Here is a 19,777-nt window from a genome sequence, read left to right on the forward strand (position 1 = left end):
TGAAGCGGTTGTCACCTCGGTGAGGCTCGCCTGCCGAGCTAAGGCCGTCTAGCCTCGCCGTTTCAGTTGCGGCTGATGGCTGGCTGAGCGGGGTCGTTTGGAGCGGTGTCGGTCGGTGGGCATGGTGAGGGCCCGGCGCGGTGGGCCGGGTTCTCCAAGGTCCTTCGGGTCGCGGGTGATCAGAGGGCGGTCGCTCAGGTGGCGGGGCGAGGCAGGGCGGCCAGGCGGTGGAATGCGGCCGTGAGTTCATGTCTCCAGGGCCAGGTCGCCGAGATCCGCAAGCGCAGGCGGCGGCCGCCGCGGGTGATCCGGGCGGCGACGTGCAGGATTCGGTAGCGCAGTTTCTTGGGTTCGGCGGTGGCGAGATCGCCGTCCAGCAGGAGGACGCGGGTCCAGGCGAGAAGGTCGATCGCCGCGAGACTGAGTTCGAGCCAAGCGGCGTTGACCAGGAAGTGGCGGGAGGGGAAGCGGCCGAAGCCGGTGGTCTTGCCGCACCTGATGTGGTCCTCGACGGTGGCATGCCCGCGGTGGCGGACCTCCAGAAACTGGGCGGAGCCCCCGCTGGCGAACGGTGTGTCGGTGAGGAAGACCTGGTGCCGCAGGCCCTCGTCCTGGTCGAAGAGGGACAGTTGGGCTCCGGGGTGCGGGCGCTCGCGGCGCACGATGATGCGGGTGCCGTCCGGATAGCCGGCAAGGTCGACCATGCCGGTCAGCTCGGCAACCGTGGCGCCGGCACGCAGTGTTCCGTCCTGGTCCAGGGCGGGGTGCCAGACCTGTTCGGGCAGGGCCCGGATCGCGCGGCGGACCGGTTCAGTGACCGCGTATCCGACCGAGAAGAAGGTGCGGATTCCTCGTATCCGCATGTCTCGGACGTGGGCGAGGAAGGCTTTCGCCGATCCGGCGCTGTCGGTGCGGACGAGGATGTCGGTGCCGTGCCGGTGGTTGTCGGGGATCTGCGCGAGAGCGTCGTCCAGCACCGCGATGTGATCGGCGGCGGTGTTGGCTCCGGCGTTGCCGGGCCGCAGCCGCCCGGACATGCCCTCGCCGGTGTTGGCCAGGAAACACACCAGAGGGTGGAATCCGAAGCCGCCTTTATAGGTGGGTGCGGCTTGGTCCTTCTCGGAGTGGCAGGTCACCAGCGTGGCGTCGAGGTCCAGGACCAGGCCGGGCAGTTCTCGTCCGCCGGCTTTTGCCGCCGGTATTCCGCAGCGGGTCTCGGCGGCCTGCAGCCAGGCCACTTCCCGTGCCTGGGCCCGGGCCGCTCGCAGCCGAGCGAGTCCGGTCTCGTCGATGTCGGCGAGCAGCCGCCAGGCCGTCGGTGTCGAGGCGACCGGGCCGAACACCTCGCCCTGGTCCCGCAGCACGGCCAGATCCGTGATGGCTTCCCCGCCATCAGCCAGCATCACCGCGAGGTCGGTGGCGATCCGGCCCGGGTCGTGACCAGTGCCGCGTCGCCGAAGTGGTCCTAACGCGGTGGAGTACGCGCTGGTCAGTTCGGTGGCATCGGCGAGATCAGCCAGCAACCGTGCCCCGGCGTGACCAACCACCCCGGCACCGTCAGCAGAGACATGGAGCTTGGGACGCGAACCGATACCGTCGGGTAGCGAGGGCGCATTTCGGCGCCCTCGCCCCCTCAGAACCGTACGTGCACGTTGTCCGCGCATACGGCTCAAGCAAGTCCTGAAGGCTCTTGGGACTATGCAGAATTTCCGTTGCCTGACACCTTCCGGCGTCGGAGGCATGAGGCATGAGCAAGGCGGAGTTGAGCCCCGTCCGGCGTCTTCGTCCCCTGGTAGGCGATGTGTCGTGCCTTCATCGCTTTCCGGGTGGTGCGGAGCCATTGCTCCCACCCGGTTGGGGACTGTGGGGGCTGGTCGGAATGCAGAAGCAGTTGCCCGCAGCACTGGCAGCGGCCCATTTGCGTCTGGAGCAGACGCATCGTGGCCCGGTCCAGTGGCAGCGGTGCGCTTCTGCGCCGCCGGTTGGCCCAGTAGTCGGTCAGGGCCGGATCGTCTGGGGACGAGGTGCCCTTCACCAACTGGTGCCGGATGATTTTCGTCCAGGCGAACTTGACGAGGTAGGCACCGTTGTCGCGGTGGCCGAATACCCATCTGTCTTCCCGGGCGGTGTTGAATCGGCCGAAGTACCGGCTGGTGATCCAGTGCTTCGACTTCTTCGGGTGCCTGTGCAGAGCCCACTGGTAGGTGAGTTGCCACAGATAGGAGTCCAGTGAGGCGAAGACCTCCTTGGACACCACCGTCCGGTAATAGGCCGACCACCCGCGAACGATCGGGTTGACCGCCCGCAAGATGGCGAGAGTTTCCGCGCCCCGCAGGGCACGGACCTCCTCGCGCAACCTGGCCCGGATCCGCCTGACGGCTGCTTTACTGGGCTTGATCAGCAACTTGTCGCATCGGTAACGGCGCACGTTGAACCCCAGGAAGTCAAAACCGGTCTCCGCGTGGACGATACGTGTCTTGTCCTCGTTGAAGACCAGCCCCCGGGGCGCGAGCCAATCGGCAAGCTGGGCCTTGACCTGCTCAGCCGCTTCGCGGCTGTGGCACATCGCCACCAGGTCGTCGGCGTATCTGACCAGCACCGGGGCGTCCGGCATGATCTCTCCGGGCCGTCGGCCCGGAGGGTAATACCGCACACCCGCAGCCGCCTCCATCCCATGCAGGGCAACGTTCAACAGCACTGGGCTGATCACCCCGCCTTGAGGAGTTCCCTCCTGCGTCGCAGTGACTCGGCCGCGTTCCACCACCCCGGCCTTCAGCCATTGCCGGACCAGTCCCCGTGCGGGGAAGGTGCCGAGCCGGGCCAGAAGCCGGTCGTGGTCAATGCGGTCGAATGCCGCCGCCAGGTCGGCGTCCAGGATCCACACGCGTTGCGGGTTCTTGCCGTTGAGCGTGTTGTAGATGACCCCGATCGCGTCGTGACAGCCCCGGCCCGGGCGGAAGCCGTATGACCTCGCCTCGAAGCGTGCCTCCCACTCGGGTTCCAGCGCCGCCGACGCGCGGGCCTGATGAGCCCTATCGATGATCACGGGAATTCCTAGTGGGCGCCGTTTGCGTCCCCCTGCCTTCGGGATGAAAACTCGCCGGACCGGACGGGCCTGCCAGATACTTCCGCGCTGCTGGATGAAGCGCACCAACTCTGCCTTGCCCGGGGCGGTCAGCACGACCTGACCGTCGATCCCCGCTGTCTTCCGTCCGGCGTTGACCTCCGTCACCCGGCGCACGCTGACCAGCGTGTTGCTCAGGCTCCGGAGCATCAGTTTCTGCAGGTTCCTGACTTTCGCCAGGTCACCGTCCCTCGATGCCGTGAAGATGCGCTGACGCAGGCGGCGTACGTTCTTCTCCGCCTGGTCCCAGTCGATACTGTCCCAGTCCGCGAAGAAGTCGCCCTCCGGTCCGTTCACCCCAGCCGTGGCCGCGGCGTCCAACTTGTCCTTCGGTGCTGTCCCTGTCGTCATCGTCCCTCCTCACAGACTCACCCGGCTCACGTCAGCGTCCTTTCGGACCCGGAAACCTGCCCGGTATCCGGCGAGTTGGCCGGGATGGTGGCGGAGAGGCCGCCACTCGTGCTGTCCCGGTTTCCTCTGACCTTTCGGCCTGCCGGCCTTCGCTTCTTGAGCCGTCCTGTCCCGCCGGAGACATCAGCCTTCCTCACGGTCGGCCCACCGCCGCCCATCCGAGAGCGGCGGCCTCCGTCGGGGTTTCCACGTTCCGCGTGTGCGAGATGCGACCGGATTGGGCGCCCTCTATATCCCGGGGCGGCGGTGTCCTCCCGGGCGGCATGCAGATCCGCCCGGCGCCTGCCGCGTTTCAGCGGCCCGCCCTGCACCCTGCTGTCGCGTCCCACCGGCAGGGCTTTTCTTCACGAGACGTCATCGAGGGTTCACGGGTGTTCGCCCGCCCGGTCTTTCCCTTGCCTGTTGCCACCGGGTGGAACGGCGGCGCTTGGGCTTCTCCCCGGAGCTTCGCACCCCGCCGTTACCAGCGACGCACGTCCAGGTGGGAACGGATCATCGGACACGAACCCGGGATTACCCTGTTGTCGGCAACATCGCCGACCCCCTCTCCAAAAGCATCCACTCAACACACGCGACCTCGTGTCGCACCTGCACGCAGAAAGTGCCTTCCGCCTGGACCGACAGAACCCCTCGACAAGGTTCATCGTCCCAGCTCAGAAGGCACTTTCGCGTTACCGCACAGAACCCGGCCCCACACCAAGTGAAACGGCGAGGCTAGGTGTGTTGTCCGGGCAGGTTGGTGATGCGGCTGACTGGGATCTGACCGCCGATTCCGGTGCGTGGTCGGTGGTTTGGGCGTCCTATTCGGCCCAGCGGGGAGCAAGAACGGTAGCGGCTAGCCAAGTGCGCCGCCCCGCACGGACTGCAGCATCTACTCCCCAGCGACTCCACTCCGACCTGCAGGCATCCGCCGCCGAACAACTCCAAAGATTGTTGATCGTGGACGCAGCGCTATTGATGCCAAGTGGGGCACACATGGCGAGACCTCAGCAACAGTGGGAAAATTGGGAAAGCTTTCCTTCGGAATGCAAGTACATTGTTCGGCCAACATGGCAAACACCAGGGGAAGTTCGGTTGACCGCAAGAGTCATGGGCTCCCTGCCCGCTCAAGGATGCTTATGTCGGTGCAGCCGACGCAAAGGGGCAAGCATGACCGGCCCTGCACAGCGATCCGGGGATCATGTTCGCGGTTTACACGTCGTACAGATCGCGAAGCCAGCGACCATGGCCGGACCGTCGCATCGCAAACTCTGCCTCGGATTTCTCTCGTCCAGACAGCCGAGACTTCGGTGCCCCCCTGTGGATCATCGCCGGAAAGTTCCGTCGAAGGCCGCCGGATACCCGCACACTTCAGGACATCCCTGTGTGCCACATCGTGGTTGAAACCGCTTACGACAGGAGGAGCCTGTGAACCTGGTTCGAGACGCGATGACCAGCGACGTCGTTACCGTACCGCCCTACACCGCTCTGACTTCGGTTGCCGCCTGTATGCGTGACGCCAACGTGGGCTGCGTCCTCGTCGTCCATGACGGCATTCTTCACGGCTTGATCACGGACCGCGACATCACGGTCCGCGTCACTGCCGAAGGTGTGATCGCGGGAAGCGCAACGGCCCAACAAGCCGCGTCCGGAGCCCTGGTAACCGTCACCTCCGATACCACTCTCTGCGAGGCCGCTGCATTGATGTGCGACCATGCACTGCACCGTCTACCTGTCGTGGACGACGGCCATCTCGTGAGACTTCTCTCGCTAAGCGACATTGCTGAGACGGCCCATGCGCGAGAGGTACTCATCGCACTCGGAAACGCCCAGGCCAACCACTGATCGCCACGTTGCCCCCCGGCATCTTTTCCACCTCTCCACAGCGGGCTCCCAGCAGCCCTTCCTCCTCTTGATCACGATCTGGGAGGTGACCGCGCGCCGAAGGCACCGGTAGACCGCCGATAAGGGCAGAACCACCGAGTCGTAGGCAGATCCTTCATCCCCTCGCCGTCGGCGAACCACCGTGGAAACTCATGCCGGGCGACCGACCGGAACCCTCGGGAGCGACCCCTCATGCAAATGGACTGAAAAGTCAAGAACTGTTAGAGTGGGCGGATGGCGCGCCCCCGAAGCTTTGATGAGAACCAGGTTCTACAGTCCGCGCGCGAGCAGTTCTGGAACCGGGGCTATACGGCTACATCGCTGGAACACCTCATGTCAGCCACCGGACTGGGCAAAGGAAGCCTGTACGGGGCGTTCGGCGACAAACGCCAGCTCTTCCTGCGCACACTGGACGACTATCGCAGGGAGCAGCTCGACAGCGTCCGGCAGATACTCACCGGACCTGGTTCGGGGCTGGAGCGCCTAGGGCGCCTCCTCGACGGCGCCGCTGGCGGTTACGCGAATGATGCCTGCCGCCGCGGGTGCTTCTTGGCCAACAGCACCTCCGAACTGCACGGCCAGGAGTCCGAAGTGGTCTCTCGCGCCCGGGCGACCTATCAGGAGGCACAAGACCTTTTGGCCGCCTGTGTGAAGGATGCACAACGGGAAGGCGACCTGGCCAAAGGTGCCGATCCGCAGGAAATGGGCAACCTGCTGCTCGCGGTCCTACAGGGAATCGAGTTCCTCGCCAAGACCGACATGGACGCCTCGGCACTCATGCAGATCGGCCGCACCGCGTTGTTGAGCCTCCCTCGCCCCTGACCCGACGCGCGTGAGGCCGCCCTGCGGCGCGATGTTCGGCGTGTTCGACCCCGTCCGCGACGAGCGGCAACCCTGGCCCGTGGGGCGTGCAGAGCCATTGCCGACGTCTTTCGCGCCGAGCGTGTGGGAGTCAACCGCATAGGGCCTGGGTCGCAGGGCCACCCGCCGATCAGAGCGGGACCGTTCAAGTGGTGTTGAGGGCCCACGTCTGCCGCTTTTCGCGACTTCTCCTTGCGGCGATCGCCATCGGCTGGAGCATCCGCCGCCAGGTGTCCGTCAATGATCATGTCCGCGATCAGCCTTTGGACCTGATTCCCAGGTCCTAGCAACCAAGGCGCCTCAACGGGCTTGCTTTCTCCAGGGAGACGGCGTGAGAGCGCCTCGATCGAAGTAGTGAGGCCCGACGAAGTTGGGAGCAAACCAGCAGGACAACACTAGGCGGACCGTGGCGGACTTCTACAACGCTGGCGCATCTTCCGCAACGCCTGCTGCAGCTCCAACCGCCCACTCAGCAGCCATGGTCGCCCTCACCCCGCGGCGCTAGCGGCGATGCGGCTTTGAGAGCGTCGGCGACCAAGTCGATCCCCAGCCTCAGATGCTCGGCGGTCGTCCAGCCGACCACACGGCGGGGGCCCCATTCGGGAAGACCTCGGCAAGGAGGGTGCGTTCCTTGGGCAAGAAACATGTTGGCCCTCAATACAAGGTGGCCGCCGCCTCGCGACGCGGCTGCGGGAACGCAATCGCTCGATGTCCTGTGGCAGGGGAACACTGGTCTGGGCGGCGCGCCGATATACCGCTTCTCGGGTAGCGTGATTGGGACGACATCCTCCTCCGGTCACCTTTCGCTGCTGCCATCCCCGTCGATTCTCCGTACGTCTACTGCTGGTCGGCGATCACGGCACAGTGGGCAGGAAGTTCATGTTCAGGCCTGGCATAGAACTCCGCCGAAGCACCGTGTTCTGGATATGTCCGAAAGGACTCGCACCATGCCCTTCGTCACCGCCAAAGACGGAACAGAGATCTTCTACAAGGACTGGGGATCGGGCCAGCCGGTCGTGTTCTCCCACGGCTGGCCACTGATCGCCGATGCGTGGGACCCCCAGCTGAAACTGATGGCGGACAATGGTTTCCGGGCCATCGCCCACGACCGGCGCGGCGGCGGACGCTCCGGCCAGACCTGGGACGGAAATAACCTCGACACCTACGCCGACGACCTGGCATCGCTCATCGAAACGCTCGACCTGCGCGACGCCATCCTGGTCGGACACTCAACCGGCGGGGGCGAGGTCACACGCTACCTCGGCAAGCACGGCTCCGGCCGGGTGGCCAAAGCTGTGCTGCTCAGCGCGATTCCCCCGCTGATGCTCAAAGCCGAAGCGAACCCCGAAGGACTGCCGATCGAGGTCTTCGACGAGATCCGAGCGGGCGTCGCGAAGGACCGTTCACAGTTCTACAAGGATCTCAGCGCAGCGTTCTACGGCGCCAATCGCGAGGGATCGACCGTCACCCAGGGCACCCGCGACGAGTTCTGGCTCTGGTCGATGTCGGTGGGCATCAAGGGCGCCTACGACTGCATCAAGGCATTCTCCGAGACGGACCTCACCGAGGACTTGAAGAAGTTCGATGTCCCCACCCTGATCGCACATGGCGACGACGACCAGATCGTTCCGATCGTGGCCTCGGGCAACAAGTCGTCCAAGCTCGTCAAGGACGCAACCTTCAAGGTCTACCCCGGCGCCCCTCACGGCCTGTCGATGGTGCCCGTATTCGCCGAACAGTTCAACAGCGACCTGCTCGACTTCGCACGCAGCTGAGCCGAGGAGGGCCCGCTGCCTGCCCGGCCCGCGGTACAGGTGCACCCGCTGCGACCCTGGTGCCGCCACCGCCCGCCCCGCTTCGGGGTCCGGTCCGGGAGTAACGGCTCGATCCGCGCACACCGCGCGTCGGCCAACGGCATGCGCAGACCAACGATCAGATGGTCCAAACGAATGGCGGGTCAATATGCTTATGCCGTCTGCCCGTCGGGATGAGCATTGATCCATGACAGACCACCAACGTCCAGGCGGTTGCGGGCCCGGGTGACCGCGACGTAGGCGAGACGGGCCTCGGCACCATCGATGGGTCCAGGCAGGGGGTGGCCATGTTCGTCGTATTCGTCGCTGTCCTGGGGCGGGGTGAAGTCGATGGCCACTCTTACCCGGTGCCATTCCCGGCCTTTGGCCTTGTGGGCAGTGGACACAGTCACATCTGCGTCGGATTCGTCATCGAGCCGGTTGACGGCTGCGAGGATGGCCCCGGTTCCATGTGTGTCGACAAGCTCGATCAGCGGCTGAAGCTCGCGACCGGCCGGATCGTGTTCGGCATAATCCTGCAGATCGCCCCAGGTAGGGAAGAGGACGAGCTCAGGGTGCGAGGTGCGGCGGCCCTCCTTCAGGTCGTTGGCGGCGTGGGCCAAGGCGCGTAGGGCTTCCCCTCCCCCAACCAGCGCCACACGATGGCCCGCCGCAAGCTGCTGCATGACTTCGTTCATGGCGCCGACGTTGGTGCGGCACAAGACGGCGTCAGAGGGCGGTTTGAGAGTATTTGATGAGGGGTGGCGGGCGCGGGCCTGGTGGACCTTCATCGGCGACCACTTCCACCACGCTGTACGAGGCGGCGCTACGCGATACTTGTCCTGTGGAGTGGTTCGAGCAGGCCCGGGCAGCGGAACAACTCGGGGATTGGGATGCGGCCATCACGTTGGTAAGCGCCCAGGCCGAGTGCTACTCCACCGATCGCTACATGCACAACAACCATCTGTGGCACATGGATTTGCTCGCCCGTTCGGAACGGCTCCCGGAACTCATGGAACTCGCTCGCACGGACGTCCATGCACGTCGGAGACTCAACAGATCGCTTCGCGAGCGGGGGATGGAGGCCGCGCTGCGCAGCCGCGCCAAAGATGGTGACCGTGATGCTCTGTACGTCTTTGTCCGGCTTTTGTGCGAGACAAATCGAGCCCAGACGGCCTATCTAGCGGTCCAGGACCTCGGCCCGGAGGATCAGTACGCACACCAGATCGTGGCCCGCTTTCGATCGCCATCAAGCGGTGCGCAGTAACGCTCGACGCCTGCCTTGTCCGACCTTTCATGAGGCTGTTCGTGGAGTGTCGTTTTCGGGTGAGGCAGTATCAGCGTTGCCGATCGCGGTACTTGGTCCGTTACTGCTTCGTGGCGAAGCTGCCGGCGTCGTCCTCGGTGAGGATGTCCAGTTTGACCAGGCGTTTCAGCTTGGCGCGGGTGCCTTCGATGTTCTTCGGCAGTAGTTCGTGGTCGAGGGCATCGCAGATGTCGCGGGCGCGGAGGGGGCCGGTGGCCTCGTTGAAGACGGCGAGGATGCGGGGGTAGTCCGGGTGCTCGGGCAGGTCCGGCGAGGCGGTTTGGGTAGGGATCCGGTCGGCGAGGGCGGTGACGGTCTTTCGGGTGATCGCGAGGTGCTCGAGGTGGGTCTCGGCCTCCCGTAGTCGGGCCTGTAGCTCTTCGGCTTGGGTTCGGAGGTCGTCGGTCAGGGTCCGGGCTGCGTCTTCCTGGACATCCAGTGCTTCGAGCAGGGGCTGGATGTTCATGCGGTCACGGCCTGCGGGTCGCGCCAGGTGGGGGTGATCGTGCCGGTGAGCCGGCGGGTCATGGTGTGGGTCATCGCCCAGTAGACGCGGGAGGCGGAGGAGGCCGGGTGGTGTTCGTAGTCACGGACCAGGCGCCGGTGCAGTATCAGGATCCCGTAGGTCTGCTCGACCCTCCACCGGATCGGCTGCGGGACGAACCCCCTGTCCTGCAGGTTGCGTTCGACAATCTCGACATCGATACCCATGCCGGAGCCGTGCACGACGACCTGCTTCTTGAAGCCCTGATCGACGAGCGCCTTGCTGACAGTGCCGCCGGTGCGTTCGGCGACCTGGTCCAGCAGGGCGATACCCGCGGCGTTGTCATGCGTGCTGGCGGCGAGCACGATGACGGCGATGACCAGGCCCAGAACATCCACCGCCAGTGCCCGCTTGCGGCCCGGCACCCGTTTCGCCGGGTCCCGCCCGGTCGTGGTGGCGGGGACCCCGGCGGCGACGTGGATGCTCTGCGTGTCCAGCACTACCAGGGTCGGGTCCTCTAATCGGCGGGCTCTCTCACGTACCTGGCAGCGCAGGAGTTCATGGATGACCTGGTCGGTCCCGTCGTCGCGCCACGCGGCGAAGTAGTAGTACGTCGCACTCTTCGGCGGCAGGTCGTGCGGGAGGTAGGCCCACTGGCAGCCGGTCCGGCCCTGGTAGAGAATCGCGTTCACGATCTCCCGCATCGCGTAGGCGCCCTGGTGACCGCTGACCGAACGGTGCCGGTCCTTCCACGCCGTGATCACCGGCTCGATCAACGACCACTGCCCGTCCGACAAGTCGCTCGGGTACGGCTTGCGTTCACTCACCCCGCCACCCCAGCAGACCAACGGCCACGGACCAGCAGATTCCGCCCCCACCCACACCATCAGGTGACGGCAGAACGCATCAATGACTCACAAACCGCCCTCTCAGGCTGCTCGACAGGGCCGATCTCGGTGCAGATCGTCTCGGTTCCCTCGAGGCGCAGGGGCGCGCCGGCGATGGTGAGCCACCGGTTGGCTTCGGCCGCAAGACGGGGTCCGAAGCGGAAGGATTTCGACAAAGCCAGTCGTGTGCCGTGGAAGGTGGTCATCACGTCCCGTGCCCCGCGCCATTGGTAGATGGCTTGTGCGGAGTCGCCGACCATTACCAGTTGGGCGTGGCTGCGCTGGTTGAGGAAGATTTCCTCGACCACGGGGTTGGTGTCCTGTGCTTCGTCGAGGAGGAGGAAGTCGGTGTTGATTTTGGGCTGGGTGAGGGCCCAGATCTTGAGGTAGTGGTCGTGGTCGAAGCGCACGGCTCCGTCGTCTGTGTGCTGGAGGTCGGTCCAGGCTCGGCGGGCGAACGGAACGATGTGTTGGGCGAGTTGGGTGTGCAGGTCGGGGTCTTCGAGGCCGCGCAGGCGGGGGACGTGGTGGCGGGTGATGGTGGGGTCGGCGGAGTGGCAGAAGCTGGTCACGGTGCGCAGGGTGGCGTAGGAGAGGGCCTTGGGTGACAGGTCGCGTTCGCCGATGCGGATGGTTTTGGTGATGCCGAGTGCTTGGCCGGTCTGCCAGGCGGGGCGTCTGGGGGCGTTCAGGCGCCGGGCGTAGTGGTAGCCGGTAGCCGCATAGGCCAGGGCGTGGGCGGTTTTGCAGGTGACGGTAGAAGGGAAGCGGGCAGCGGCGTCCTGGGCGATGGCTTTGTTGTAGGCGAGGTAGCGGCCGCGGCGGCGGGTGTGGTGGGCGAGAAGGGCGAGGGTGCTGGTCTTGCCGGTGCCGGCGCCTGCCTGAAGGGCCAGGTGGTCGCCGGCATGGAAAGCGTCGGCGGCGGCGGTCTGTTCGTCGGTGGGATTCAGGTTGAGCACCCTGATACTCCGTCGGTTGCGGGGGGTGGTGAGCTTGTGTGCGGCAGCGGCCGGCGATTGCTGCGAGGTGACATGGGCCGGAAGTCGCTCCAGGGCGATGTCGCGCCCTGCGGCCGCTCGGCTACGGCGCTGCCGACGCCCGGGTCACGGTCTAGGCGGGGCAGGTGCGCGGCAACGGGCTCCTGGAGCACCGTCTCCGTGAAGTTCGGCTGTGTGTGGTGGTGTGCGGTTCTCATGCCCGTGCCTGGGTGCGGTGTCGGACCGTCGTGGGCAGGCGGTTGTGGATGTGCTGGTGGTGGAGCAGCGGGTCGAAGGGTTCCCATTCGGCGAGGGCGAGGTCGGCTGCGCCCGGGGTGGCGGCGTGGTGGGGCAGCGTTGGTGGCGCCAGCGCAGCTGTTCCGCGTAGGTGAGGTGGGTGAGGTCGTAGGCGGCCATCAGGCCGCCGGTGCGGGCCAGTTGCCTGCGTCCGGTGGTGGCGGGGACGAGTGTCCACGTGCCGGCCGGTGCGCTGGGGCTGAGGACGGGGTGGGTGCAGCGGTGGCGTCGGCGGGTCTGGGCTACACACTGGATGGTGTCAACAGGCTGGGCCGCGAGGTAGCGGGTGTGCAGGAGCAGGACGATGGGCCGGGCCGGGCGGCAGGACTCCAGGGCGGTTGCCGGTGAGGCTGCGTCCGGCGTGGATGGGGTGAGGGTGCCGGCGTCGAGGAGTCGGCGGGTGTGCAGGGCGAGGTGGCGGCGCAGTGCGGCGACCTGCGGGGTGAGCGGGGAGGGGGCGGGGCGTGCGGGGCACAGGGCGAGGTGCGGGATGCGGCACCAGGGGGTGCCGTCGCCGGCGAGGTGGGCGATGCCGGAACTGACATGCCAGCGGCTGGCTACCGGAACGGCGGTGGCGTCGAGTTCGTGCGGGTGAAGGCTGACCGGGCGGTTGTCGGTGCGGGTGTACCAGTCGATGCGGTTACCGCAGTCACGGCAGCGACTGGACTGGGCGCTGCGCACGAGACGGGTGAGGCTGTCGGGGGCGACGCGCAGGGCACGTTGGCGGTGGGGGCGGGCGGGTGTTCCGTCCCATCGGCGGCCGGATGAGGCAGTGGAGGACATGACGGCGAAGGTGACAGGCGCCGCGCCGCAGCCACGGGGAGCGTGCCGGATTGTCCTGCGGATGGCTCAACCGGGCGGGACTGATGTGCAGTTTCCCGTACGGGAGTTCCCGTCGATGACTGGATCGGGTGATCCTCGGCAGCCGGGCCAGCAGTGCTATTCGGCGGGCCCGGCGGGTCGCTCGTGTCCTTCGCAGAGGGTGGCGAAGAGGTGGTCGACGGACACGTCGAGGGCGTGGGCGAGGGCGTGCCAGGTTTTGAGGGATCCGATGGTGCGGCCCTGCTCGATTTCGATGAGGGTGCGTCTGGCCAGGCCGGTGCGGCGGGCGAGCTCGTCGTAGGTCCAGCCGCGTTCGCTCCTCAACCGCGCGAGCTCCAGGCGGAGGGCGGTGAGGTTCGGGTCGGGCGGGAAGCTGGTCACTCCCCCATCCGAAGGTGCAGACCCCTGCCCTGTCAGTGCAGACCTCTGCCCTATTTCCGCAGGTGACCGCCCCACACGAAGGGCAGAGGTCTGCACTACGGTGTGCCGCCGACACCCCTCCCCTCACCACAACCCCCAGGGGCGGGTCGGCTCCCGGCTGAAGACAGGAGGAACGGGCGCCCCATGAGGCTGTGCACCCTGCGCCCACCAGTACGGCGCACCTGGACCGTGGAACTACGCCCGCAGCAGGGCAAAACCGTGCTCTATTGCGCCTTGTGCGCACCACGCGGTCACGCCCTGGCAGGGGCTGCGGCCCGGCCCGCGGTCCTGGCGCACCTGGCCCACCACGCGCGCCGCGATGTGCTGCCCCCGCACCTGCGCACCTGCCAGTGCCACGAACGCGGATGCCGGTGGCATCCACGCCACCGGGGTTGCGCCGGCCCCGTCCTGCTCGTCCTCGCGCGTGAACGCGGAGGTCGTCTCTGGCGTCTGGCCGACGCCTGCGCCGCCTGCGCGAGCTCTACCCCGGGCAGCGCCATCGTCCCCGACACCGCCATCACATCAACCCCAGCAAGGCCCGATACCGGCCCCAGTTCCGCCGGGGCACGGTGTGCCAGGCTGCCCGATGGCGCCCTTCCAGCGCATCGTGTCCGCGACATGCTCAGCTATCTCGCGGCCACGCTTCCCCCGGATGCAAGCGCCGAAGGGCGACTCCTGGCCCTGCAGTGCGCACTGCGCAGCAACACATCCGGACAGGTACATCTCCCGGCCGGACTGCTCCGCGGCATGCGCCTGGCCCGAACCCTCGCGCCCTGGGACGAGCTGGAGAACGCCCGCTGGCTACGCCGCCTGCCACATCCCACAGAACAGACGGGACACAGAACTGCCGCCGCGCAACTGCTCGATGCAACCGTCCTCACCCAGGAACCCGCCCGGCACGACCGTCACCAGGCCGCCGACTGGGCCCTGCGTGCGGTCTCCCAGCCACGACTGCGCGCCTTGCCGGCCTCAGACCGCCTGACCTCGCTCGTACTCACTGCGCACCGCTCCCCCGGCTCCTGTCGTACCAGCATGGAAGCAGATCACCTGACCCGTACCTGCGGACTCGACCAGAACATACTCACCGCGACGCTCGACCGCCTCGTGACCGTGAACGCCGTCGGAGCATGGACGTTCGAACCGGCCACGGAAGACGTGTCCTGGGACCCGCCTCATAAGACGTCGTCTTGTTCGGCGAAATGAGGTTTACATGCCGCGATCAGGCCCGTGGTGGGGCTGCGTGCGTCCAGCCGGTGACGTCCGATGTCCGCCTCGCCCGGACCCGTAGACACGAATTCTGACTGGAGTACTAAGAATTCACGGCAGGGATGTCTCCGCTCCGCTGGCCTCCGGCGTCACGCGGGGTCAGTCCTCGGCTTCGGTCACTGGCTTCTGCCACGGCCACCGCCCGGTGATTTCGAGCTCGAGAGAAAAGCTGAGGAGGGTGCGGATACCCACGATCACGGCCAGTACTCCGACGCTTGCGTACGTCGGTGCGACGGCGACTGTACGAATGATATCGCCGGCTACGAGGAACTACAGCCCCAGCAGGATCGACCGCCCGACGCGACGGCGATAGCCGCGGTACACACCGGCCTGTCGGCGACTGAGCCGGATAGCCGCGAGAACGGTCGCCAAGAGCGTTCCCACGACTATGATGGCTACGCCGGCGGCGTCAACGGCTCGACCGACCAGCTCCACGATGTGTTGGAACTCCACGGTATGCCCTCTCGCGCCGACCCGAATCCGCTCGTTTGTGGTCCACAACCTCTGTTGCTACCGAAGCCTCGTTCCGAGCACCGGCTATTGTCGGGCAGACATGTTCCACGGCACTCCCCGCGCAGGGCGACCGTCGACGGCGCCTGTTGAAAGCGCAACTATCGGACTACGCGAGCACTATTTCCGACTGCGAACTTCTCAGGGCATTCGATCGAGTACTTCGTCAGTCGACAGCAACGCATGGGCGAAGAAACGGTAGTTGATGATCGCCGCCTGATAGCCGTCGCCCCAGACCGGGTGTCGGGGTCCAGCTGTTGCATCCCTGACCACGGCGACCTCAAATCCCTCCTCGATGAGGTGACGCATATGGGACTCGACGCACATGTTCGCCAGCATCCCGCCAAGAATAATCCTTTGTATTCCCCGCTTGCGCAGTTGCAGTACCAAGTCGTTGGTTTCCGGCCCGAATACCTTGTGCGGGCTGGCGACCACCGTTCTGCCGTCTTCGATATAGGGCTTGAAGCGGTCCAGCCAGTCTGCACCGGAGTTGCGGAACCCGGTCAGATCGAGCTGTCCCGTCCGTGCGAACGTGTGGGTCTCGAGCTCGCTCGTCTCCAGCGGCCCGTTCATTCGCCATCCGTTGTCGGTCGGGTAGAAGTAATGGGGTGAGATGAAGACCTCATATCCGCCCGCCTTCGCCGCCTCGAAGATTCTCTCCATATTTTCGACGGTTCTGTTCTCTGTGACGCTCGCTCCCACCGCGTCCCAGTTCGCTCCGTCCTCGCTCAGCACGTCGTTCTGTGGGTCAATGAACACAACCGCAGTGTCGGTCTTCGTGATTTCCACCTGGCGCTCCTCACGCAATAACAAACCACCGGTGTAGTAAGTATTCGTATTCGGTACACCGGATGTCCTTCCGAAGCACATTCCGGTCCGGTGACGCGAGGTCTCTTCCTGAGCCGTGCGGACTGTTCCGACACCTAGCGATATCACTCGAGTGCCGCGCTCACCTCCGGGGTGTGTGCCCTGAGGAGGCGCTGTCCCGGTCATCCGGCCCTCCGTTCCACTGTGACCCATCGCGGGGCGTTCTGCATCGGCGAATTGCTGCACCTCGGTCGCCGTCCCTGCCATCCCCGAGGTGTGAACGGTCTGCGGGGATGGTGGGGAGAAAAATTAGGCTCCGTGCTTTCGGGGTCGTCGGTGCTCTAGACGGTGTCCTACTAGGGATTCGGTAGCGCAGTTTCCTGGGTTCGGCGGTGGCAGATCGCCGTCCAGCAGGAGGACGGGGTCCGGGCGAGAACGTCGATCGCTGCAAGGCTGAGTTGCGCCGAGTGGCGTTGACGAGGAAGTGGCGGGATGGGAAGCGGCCGAAGCCGGTGGCCTGCCGCCGCCGTGCGCTTTGCTGCACCAGCTACCGGCTGCAGCGTGACTCTGCCCGAGCTAGCGTGAAAAGTGGCGAGTGGAAACTCCCATCCGACCGACAGCCATTTCCCTCTGCATTGCCGGCAAGCGGGCTTAGCTTTCAAAGAAGAAACGGTGAGGAGCCTGACATGGCTCAGACGGCAGAGAACGTGGACCTGCTTGTGGTGGGTGGCGGCAAGGCCGGCAAAACGCTAGCCATGGACTGGGCGCGGACCGGCAAAAGGGTGGCCATGGTGGAGCGCGGCATGATCGGGGGAACATGCATCAACGTCGCCTGCATACCCACGAAGGCTCTGGTGACCAGTGCACGCACCACGCGAATCCTTGCCCGCGCTCGACAACTGGGGCTAGATGCCGAAGTACCACGCGTCACCGCCGAACTGCTACGAGACCATACGAGCGGCGTCGTCGAAGGCATGGTCGCGATCAACCACAAACAATTCCTCGACTCAGGAATGGACTTTATCCTCGGGCAGGCTCATTTCACGGGGGAGCGCATTGTGGAGGTGGCGCTGAACGAGGGCGGCACGCGATTGCTGCGCGGCACCGAGACCGTTATCAACACTGGCACCGAGCCGCGCGTACCCGACATCCCCGGCCTGCTGGGGGCGCGCCCGCTGACGAGTGAAACCTTGCTGCGTCTTGAGCGCTTGCCAGCTCACCTGGTGATTGTCGGCGGGGGGACAGTCGGCCTGGAGTTCGCAGACATGTTCGCGGCCTTCGGGAGCAAGGTCACCCTAGTGGCGCGAGGCCCTCGACTGCTGGCCGGGGAGGACGAGGACATCGCTGAAGCGGTGGCCGGGCTCCTTACGGCCCACGGCGTGAACATCATCACCGGCCGCTCAGTCGCCTCCGTCCAGAGGGGCACAGACGAAGAAGTCACCTTGACGCTCTCCGACGGTGCCACGGTGGCTGGCGACGACGTGCTTGTCGCGGCGGGACGCCAACCCGTCACCAACGGACTCGACCTCGACGCCGGTGGCGTACGAACCACCGAGCACGGCTTCGTGGCCGTTGACGAACACCTGGCCACGGATGCACCCCACACCTGGGCCGCTGGCGATGTCGCTGGCAGCCCACAATTTACCCACGTCTCCCTGGACGATTACCGGATCCTCAAGGACAACCTGGCAGGCTGTTCACGGTCAACCAGGGACCGGCTCATCCCGCACACCACATTCCTCGGCCTCGACTTTGCCCGGGTCGGTCTGACCGAAAATCAGGCCCGTGCGGCAGGTTACAACGTAAGGGTCGCCAAGCTGCCGGTGGCTGCCATTCCCCGGGCACGCACCATGCGGGAGACGGACGGCGTCTGGAAGGCGGTTGTCGACGCACACACCGACCGGATCCTGGGCGTTGCGCTGCTGGGCCCAGAGGCTGGCGAAACGCTGACCACCGTCCAGACAGCGATGCTAGCGAACCTCCCCTATACAGCCCTTCGCAACATGATCATCACTCACCCCACCATGACCGAGGGACTCAATCTCTTGTTCGCCACACTTCAGGACTAACGATCGGATATGGCCGAGGTGCTGAGCGAGTCCCCATCTCATCAACGCTGTGCCAGACGGGCCGTACAGCCCTCGTCATCCCACCATCCTCAGCCGCTTTGACGGCCCTGGCCAGGGCCGGTGTAAAACGCGTCGCTGCAAAGTGCAGCCGCTTCCTGTTCCTTGCGCTCAGCCTCGCGCCGCTGACGCTGCAGCCCTGGCCAGGCAGGGAACTCCTCACGCCCCATCCGCTGTCCGCGGGTTCGTGGCTGATCCTTCTCGGACTTGCTCAGGCGGCTGTCCCACTCGCCATGTGCCGTAAAGCTCTAGCTTGATCTTTAACCTGTGCGGCGGGGATTCGGGGTGGTTGACTTCTTCCTTCGTCGTTTCGCTGGCTGTGTTTTCTGGGCTGTGTGCACGTCGTGGCGGGGTGTGGGCCGGGTGTTCTTTCGGCCCGGTGGTCGTCCGGGGCCGGGACGGGAGGGTTTCGGTGCTCTGGCTGGGCAATCGGTCTGTGGGCGGATGTGCCGGAAGTCGCGGCGGACGCGGGCGGGAGTGAGCCTGTCCGGGGAACTGGGCTTCTCCCAGGGGCGGCGCCGGTCGGCTGCGAGTGGGCGGGCGAGACGGAGTTGGGTGTAGGCGGCGAGAATCAGCCAGGTCCACCGGTCGGCCGCCTCGGGGGTGCGGATCTTCGGGGAGGTCCAGCCGAGGGTCTGTTTGAAGAGGCGGAAGGTGTGCTCGATGTCGAAGCGCCGCAGGTAGGCCTGCCAGAGGCGGTCGGTGTCCGCCGGGGTGGCGTCGGTGCCTGACCACCACAGCCAGACCGGCTTCGGTGTTGCTCCGCTGGGCAGGTGGTCGATGTCCAGGCGGATCACGGTGCCCTCGACGATCGGGAGGGTGCCGTCGGTTGCGGCCCAGGAGGAGCGGTGGGTCAGTTTGGGGTGGAGCCGGTCCCGGAACGGGCCCTGGCGGTGCCGTAGAGACGTGTGTCGGTAACCGTTTCGGTGTCCGGGGTGCCCCAGGTGTCAGGCTGTCCGAAGACGAACTCGCTGCCGTGCCGGGGTGGGCGGCCCATCGTGTGTGGATGCCGAGGCGGGACACTCCGGCGCATGACCCGATCCGAGCGCATCCGGGCGAGTACTTGGACCGGCAGGTCTTTCAGCAGGAAGGCAAGGCGGGGTGCGTCATATCCGGCGTCCGCAATGACGAGGACGTCCGGGTCGCCCTCCTGCCACTGCCCGGCGGTGATCAGTCGATGGAGCAGATCACGCAGTTGTCGGGCGGTGACGGTAGCGGAGTCATCCCCCGGGGGCCAGGCGGAGTGCGTCCAGGGGTGCGGTCCATGAACTGCGGCCCGGCTCGAGCGCGCAGACAATCGAGTACGGCCAGCCGGGGACAGGGATGTGCTGGTCTTTGCCCCGGCCGTAGGTGTGACACAGGATCCGCTGCGGTGAGGTGTGGGCGTCGGGGCGCAGCCAGCAGGTGATGTCGATGGCCAGGACGAGCCGGCCGTCGACAGCCCGTGGCAGTGCCACCGCGGCAAGGGCCCGCTGCAGCCGGCCGGTATCGACCCGGCCACGGGCGACAGCGGCGTAGAGCCCGCCATGGCCGCGGCGGTGTTCACCCACCAGCGACAACTCGGCCAGCGACCTCACCGGCCCGTCACCGCACAGAACGGCATCAGCCAGCTCGAACAACGCATCCGAACGAGCGGTGAGACAGGAGTAGAACTCGCCCCGGAAGCATGACAGTTGGGCCAACGGCTCTCGCCGGGCATCGCGATGCAGCAGACTCATCCTCACGGCCTTCGTGCTGAACGTGTGTGTTCCTTGGTCGGAGCACATGTTCAGACGAAGGCCGCTTTGGCGTACGGCAGTTACCGAACCGAGTGATCAAGTTCG

13 protein-coding genes and 4 pseudogenes are annotated in these 19,777 nt (G+C 66.1%); 6 read left to right on the forward strand and 11 right to left on the reverse strand.

Translation table 11 applies throughout. The features are described 5' to 3' along the window. Positions 1 to 194: 194 nt before the first annotated feature. On the reverse strand, positions 195 to 1,592 hold the full coding sequence (locus OHA88_RS00310; RefSeq protein WP_328629542.1) for an IS1380 family transposase: 1,398 nt from the start codon (positions 1,590 to 1,592) through the stop codon (positions 195 to 197). Between the two features lie 104 nt (positions 1,593 to 1,696). Further along, the gene (gene ltrA, locus OHA88_RS00315; RefSeq protein ID WP_328623701.1) at positions 1,697 to 3,475 is read right to left on the reverse strand and encodes a group II intron reverse transcriptase/maturase; all 1,779 of its coding nucleotides are present in this window, start codon (positions 3,473 to 3,475) and stop codon (positions 1,697 to 1,699) included. 1,467 nt (positions 3,476 to 4,942) lie between these two features. Here ltrA and OHA88_RS00320 point away from each other — a divergent pair. From OHA88_RS00320 to OHA88_RS00330, 3 genes are all read left to right on the forward strand, one after another. Then, on the forward strand, positions 4,943 to 5,359 hold the full coding sequence (locus tag OHA88_RS00320; protein ID WP_328623702.1) for a CBS domain-containing protein: 417 nt from the start codon (positions 4,943 to 4,945) through the stop codon (positions 5,357 to 5,359). Positions 5,360 to 5,632: 273 nt separating this feature from the next. Next, complete coding sequence (locus OHA88_RS00325; protein ID WP_328623703.1) at positions 5,633 to 6,220, forward strand: TetR/AcrR family transcriptional regulator; 588 nt, start codon at positions 5,633 to 5,635, stop codon at positions 6,218 to 6,220. A gap of 986 nt (positions 6,221 to 7,206) precedes the next feature. Beyond that, positions 7,207 to 8,034, forward strand: a complete 828-nt coding sequence (locus tag OHA88_RS00330) for an alpha/beta fold hydrolase (RefSeq protein ID WP_328623704.1) — start codon at positions 7,207 to 7,209, stop codon at positions 8,032 to 8,034. A 191-nt stretch (positions 8,035 to 8,225) separates the two neighbouring features. Here OHA88_RS00330 and OHA88_RS00335 read toward each other — a convergent pair. After that, positions 8,226 to 8,783: pseudogene (locus OHA88_RS00335) on the reverse strand (3'-5' exonuclease); the annotation flags it as partial. Positions 8,784 to 8,896: 113 nt separating this feature from the next. On the opposite strand from OHA88_RS00335, the gene OHA88_RS00340 reads away from it, so the two are divergent. Beyond that, entirely contained in the window at positions 8,897 to 9,319 is a 423-nt protein-coding gene (locus OHA88_RS00340; RefSeq protein ID WP_328623705.1) for a hypothetical protein, read from the forward strand. Positions 9,320 to 9,419: 100 nt separating this feature from the next. Here OHA88_RS00340 and OHA88_RS00345 read toward each other — a convergent pair whose 3' ends face one another. From OHA88_RS00345 to OHA88_RS00365, 5 genes and pseudogenes are all read right to left on the reverse strand, one after another. Next, positions 9,420 to 9,824, reverse strand: coding sequence for a hypothetical protein (locus OHA88_RS00345; protein WP_327129827.1), 405 nt, complete (start codon positions 9,822 to 9,824; stop codon positions 9,420 to 9,422). Further along, positions 9,821 to 10,669 carry an IS5 family transposase gene (locus OHA88_RS00350; protein ID WP_267007542.1) on the reverse strand — a complete coding sequence of 283 codons (849 nt, stop codon included), beginning with the start codon at positions 10,667 to 10,669 and terminating at the stop codon, positions 9,821 to 9,823. Before OHA88_RS00350 ends, OHA88_RS00345 begins: the two co-directional genes overlap by 4 nt. Positions 10,670 to 10,752: 83 nt before the next feature. Then, positions 10,753 to 11,679 (reverse strand): annotated as a pseudogene (locus OHA88_RS00355) (UvrD-helicase domain-containing protein); the annotation flags it as partial. Positions 11,680 to 11,832: 153 nt separating this feature from the next. Beyond that, positions 11,833 to 12,786 carry a DUF6083 domain-containing protein gene (locus tag OHA88_RS00360; RefSeq protein ID WP_328623706.1) on the reverse strand — a complete coding sequence of 318 codons (954 nt, stop codon included), beginning with the start codon at positions 12,784 to 12,786 and terminating at the stop codon, positions 11,833 to 11,835. 156 nt (positions 12,787 to 12,942) lie between these two features. Further along, positions 12,943 to 13,206: a helix-turn-helix transcriptional regulator gene (locus OHA88_RS00365; RefSeq protein WP_328623707.1), complete on the reverse strand. Its 264-nt coding sequence runs from the start codon at positions 13,204 to 13,206 to the stop codon at positions 12,943 to 12,945. 657 nt (positions 13,207 to 13,863) lie between these two features. On the opposite strand from OHA88_RS00365, the gene OHA88_RS00370 reads away from it, so the two are divergent. Then, a complete protein-coding gene (locus OHA88_RS00370) occupies positions 13,864 to 14,448 on the forward strand; it encodes a hypothetical protein (RefSeq protein ID WP_328623708.1) in 585 nt (194 codons plus the stop codon). A gap of 162 nt (positions 14,449 to 14,610) precedes the next feature. On the opposite strand, the pseudogene OHA88_RS44355 reads toward OHA88_RS00370, so the two are convergent. Beyond that, positions 14,611 to 14,769 (reverse strand): annotated as a pseudogene (locus OHA88_RS44355) (DUF1622 domain-containing protein); the annotation flags it as partial. A 393-nt stretch (positions 14,770 to 15,162) separates the two neighbouring features. Then, positions 15,163 to 15,810, reverse strand: a complete 648-nt coding sequence (locus OHA88_RS00375) for a cysteine hydrolase (protein WP_328623709.1) — start codon at positions 15,808 to 15,810, stop codon at positions 15,163 to 15,165. A 704-nt stretch (positions 15,811 to 16,514) separates the two neighbouring features. Between OHA88_RS00375 and OHA88_RS00380 the strand changes: the two genes are divergently transcribed. Continuing rightward, positions 16,515 to 17,897 (forward strand): dihydrolipoyl dehydrogenase family protein, encoded by a 1,383-nt coding sequence (locus tag OHA88_RS00380; RefSeq protein WP_328623710.1) that lies wholly within the window; start codon positions 16,515 to 16,517, stop codon positions 17,895 to 17,897. Positions 17,898 to 18,214: 317 nt separating this feature from the next. Here OHA88_RS00380 and OHA88_RS00385 read toward each other — a convergent pair. After that, a pseudogene (locus OHA88_RS00385) lies at positions 18,215 to 19,672 on the reverse strand (NF041680 family putative transposase). Positions 19,673 to 19,777 lie beyond the last annotated feature (105 nt).

This window comes from Streptomyces sp. NBC_00353, from assembly GCF_036108815.1.
Classification (GTDB): Bacteria; Actinomycetota; Actinomycetes; order Streptomycetales; family Streptomycetaceae; genus Streptomyces.

What these genes read in the sequence shown, in the direction of transcription:
- ltrA (WP_328623701.1), bottom strand. Translation starts at nt 3,475, where the DNA reads ATGACGACAGGGACAGCACCGAAGGACAAGTTGGACGCCGCGGCCACG.
- OHA88_RS00325 (WP_328623703.1), top strand. Translation starts at nt 5,633, where the DNA reads ATGGCGCGCCCCCGAAGCTTTGATGAGAACCAGGTTCTACAGTCCGCG.
- OHA88_RS00330 (WP_328623704.1), top strand. Translation starts at nt 7,207, where the DNA reads ATGCCCTTCGTCACCGCCAAAGACGGAACAGAGATCTTCTACAAGGAC.
- OHA88_RS00345 (WP_327129827.1), bottom strand. Translation starts at nt 9,824, where the DNA reads ATGAACATCCAGCCCCTGCTCGAAGCACTGGATGTCCAGGAAGACGCA.
- OHA88_RS00360 (WP_328623706.1), bottom strand. Translation starts at nt 12,786, where the DNA reads ATGTCCTCCACTGCCTCATCCGGCCGCCGATGGGACGGAACACCCGCC.
- OHA88_RS00370 (WP_328623708.1), top strand. Translation starts at nt 13,864, where the DNA reads ATGCTCAGCTATCTCGCGGCCACGCTTCCCCCGGATGCAAGCGCCGAA.
- OHA88_RS00380 (WP_328623710.1), top strand. Translation starts at nt 16,515, where the DNA reads ATGGCTCAGACGGCAGAGAACGTGGACCTGCTTGTGGTGGGTGGCGGC.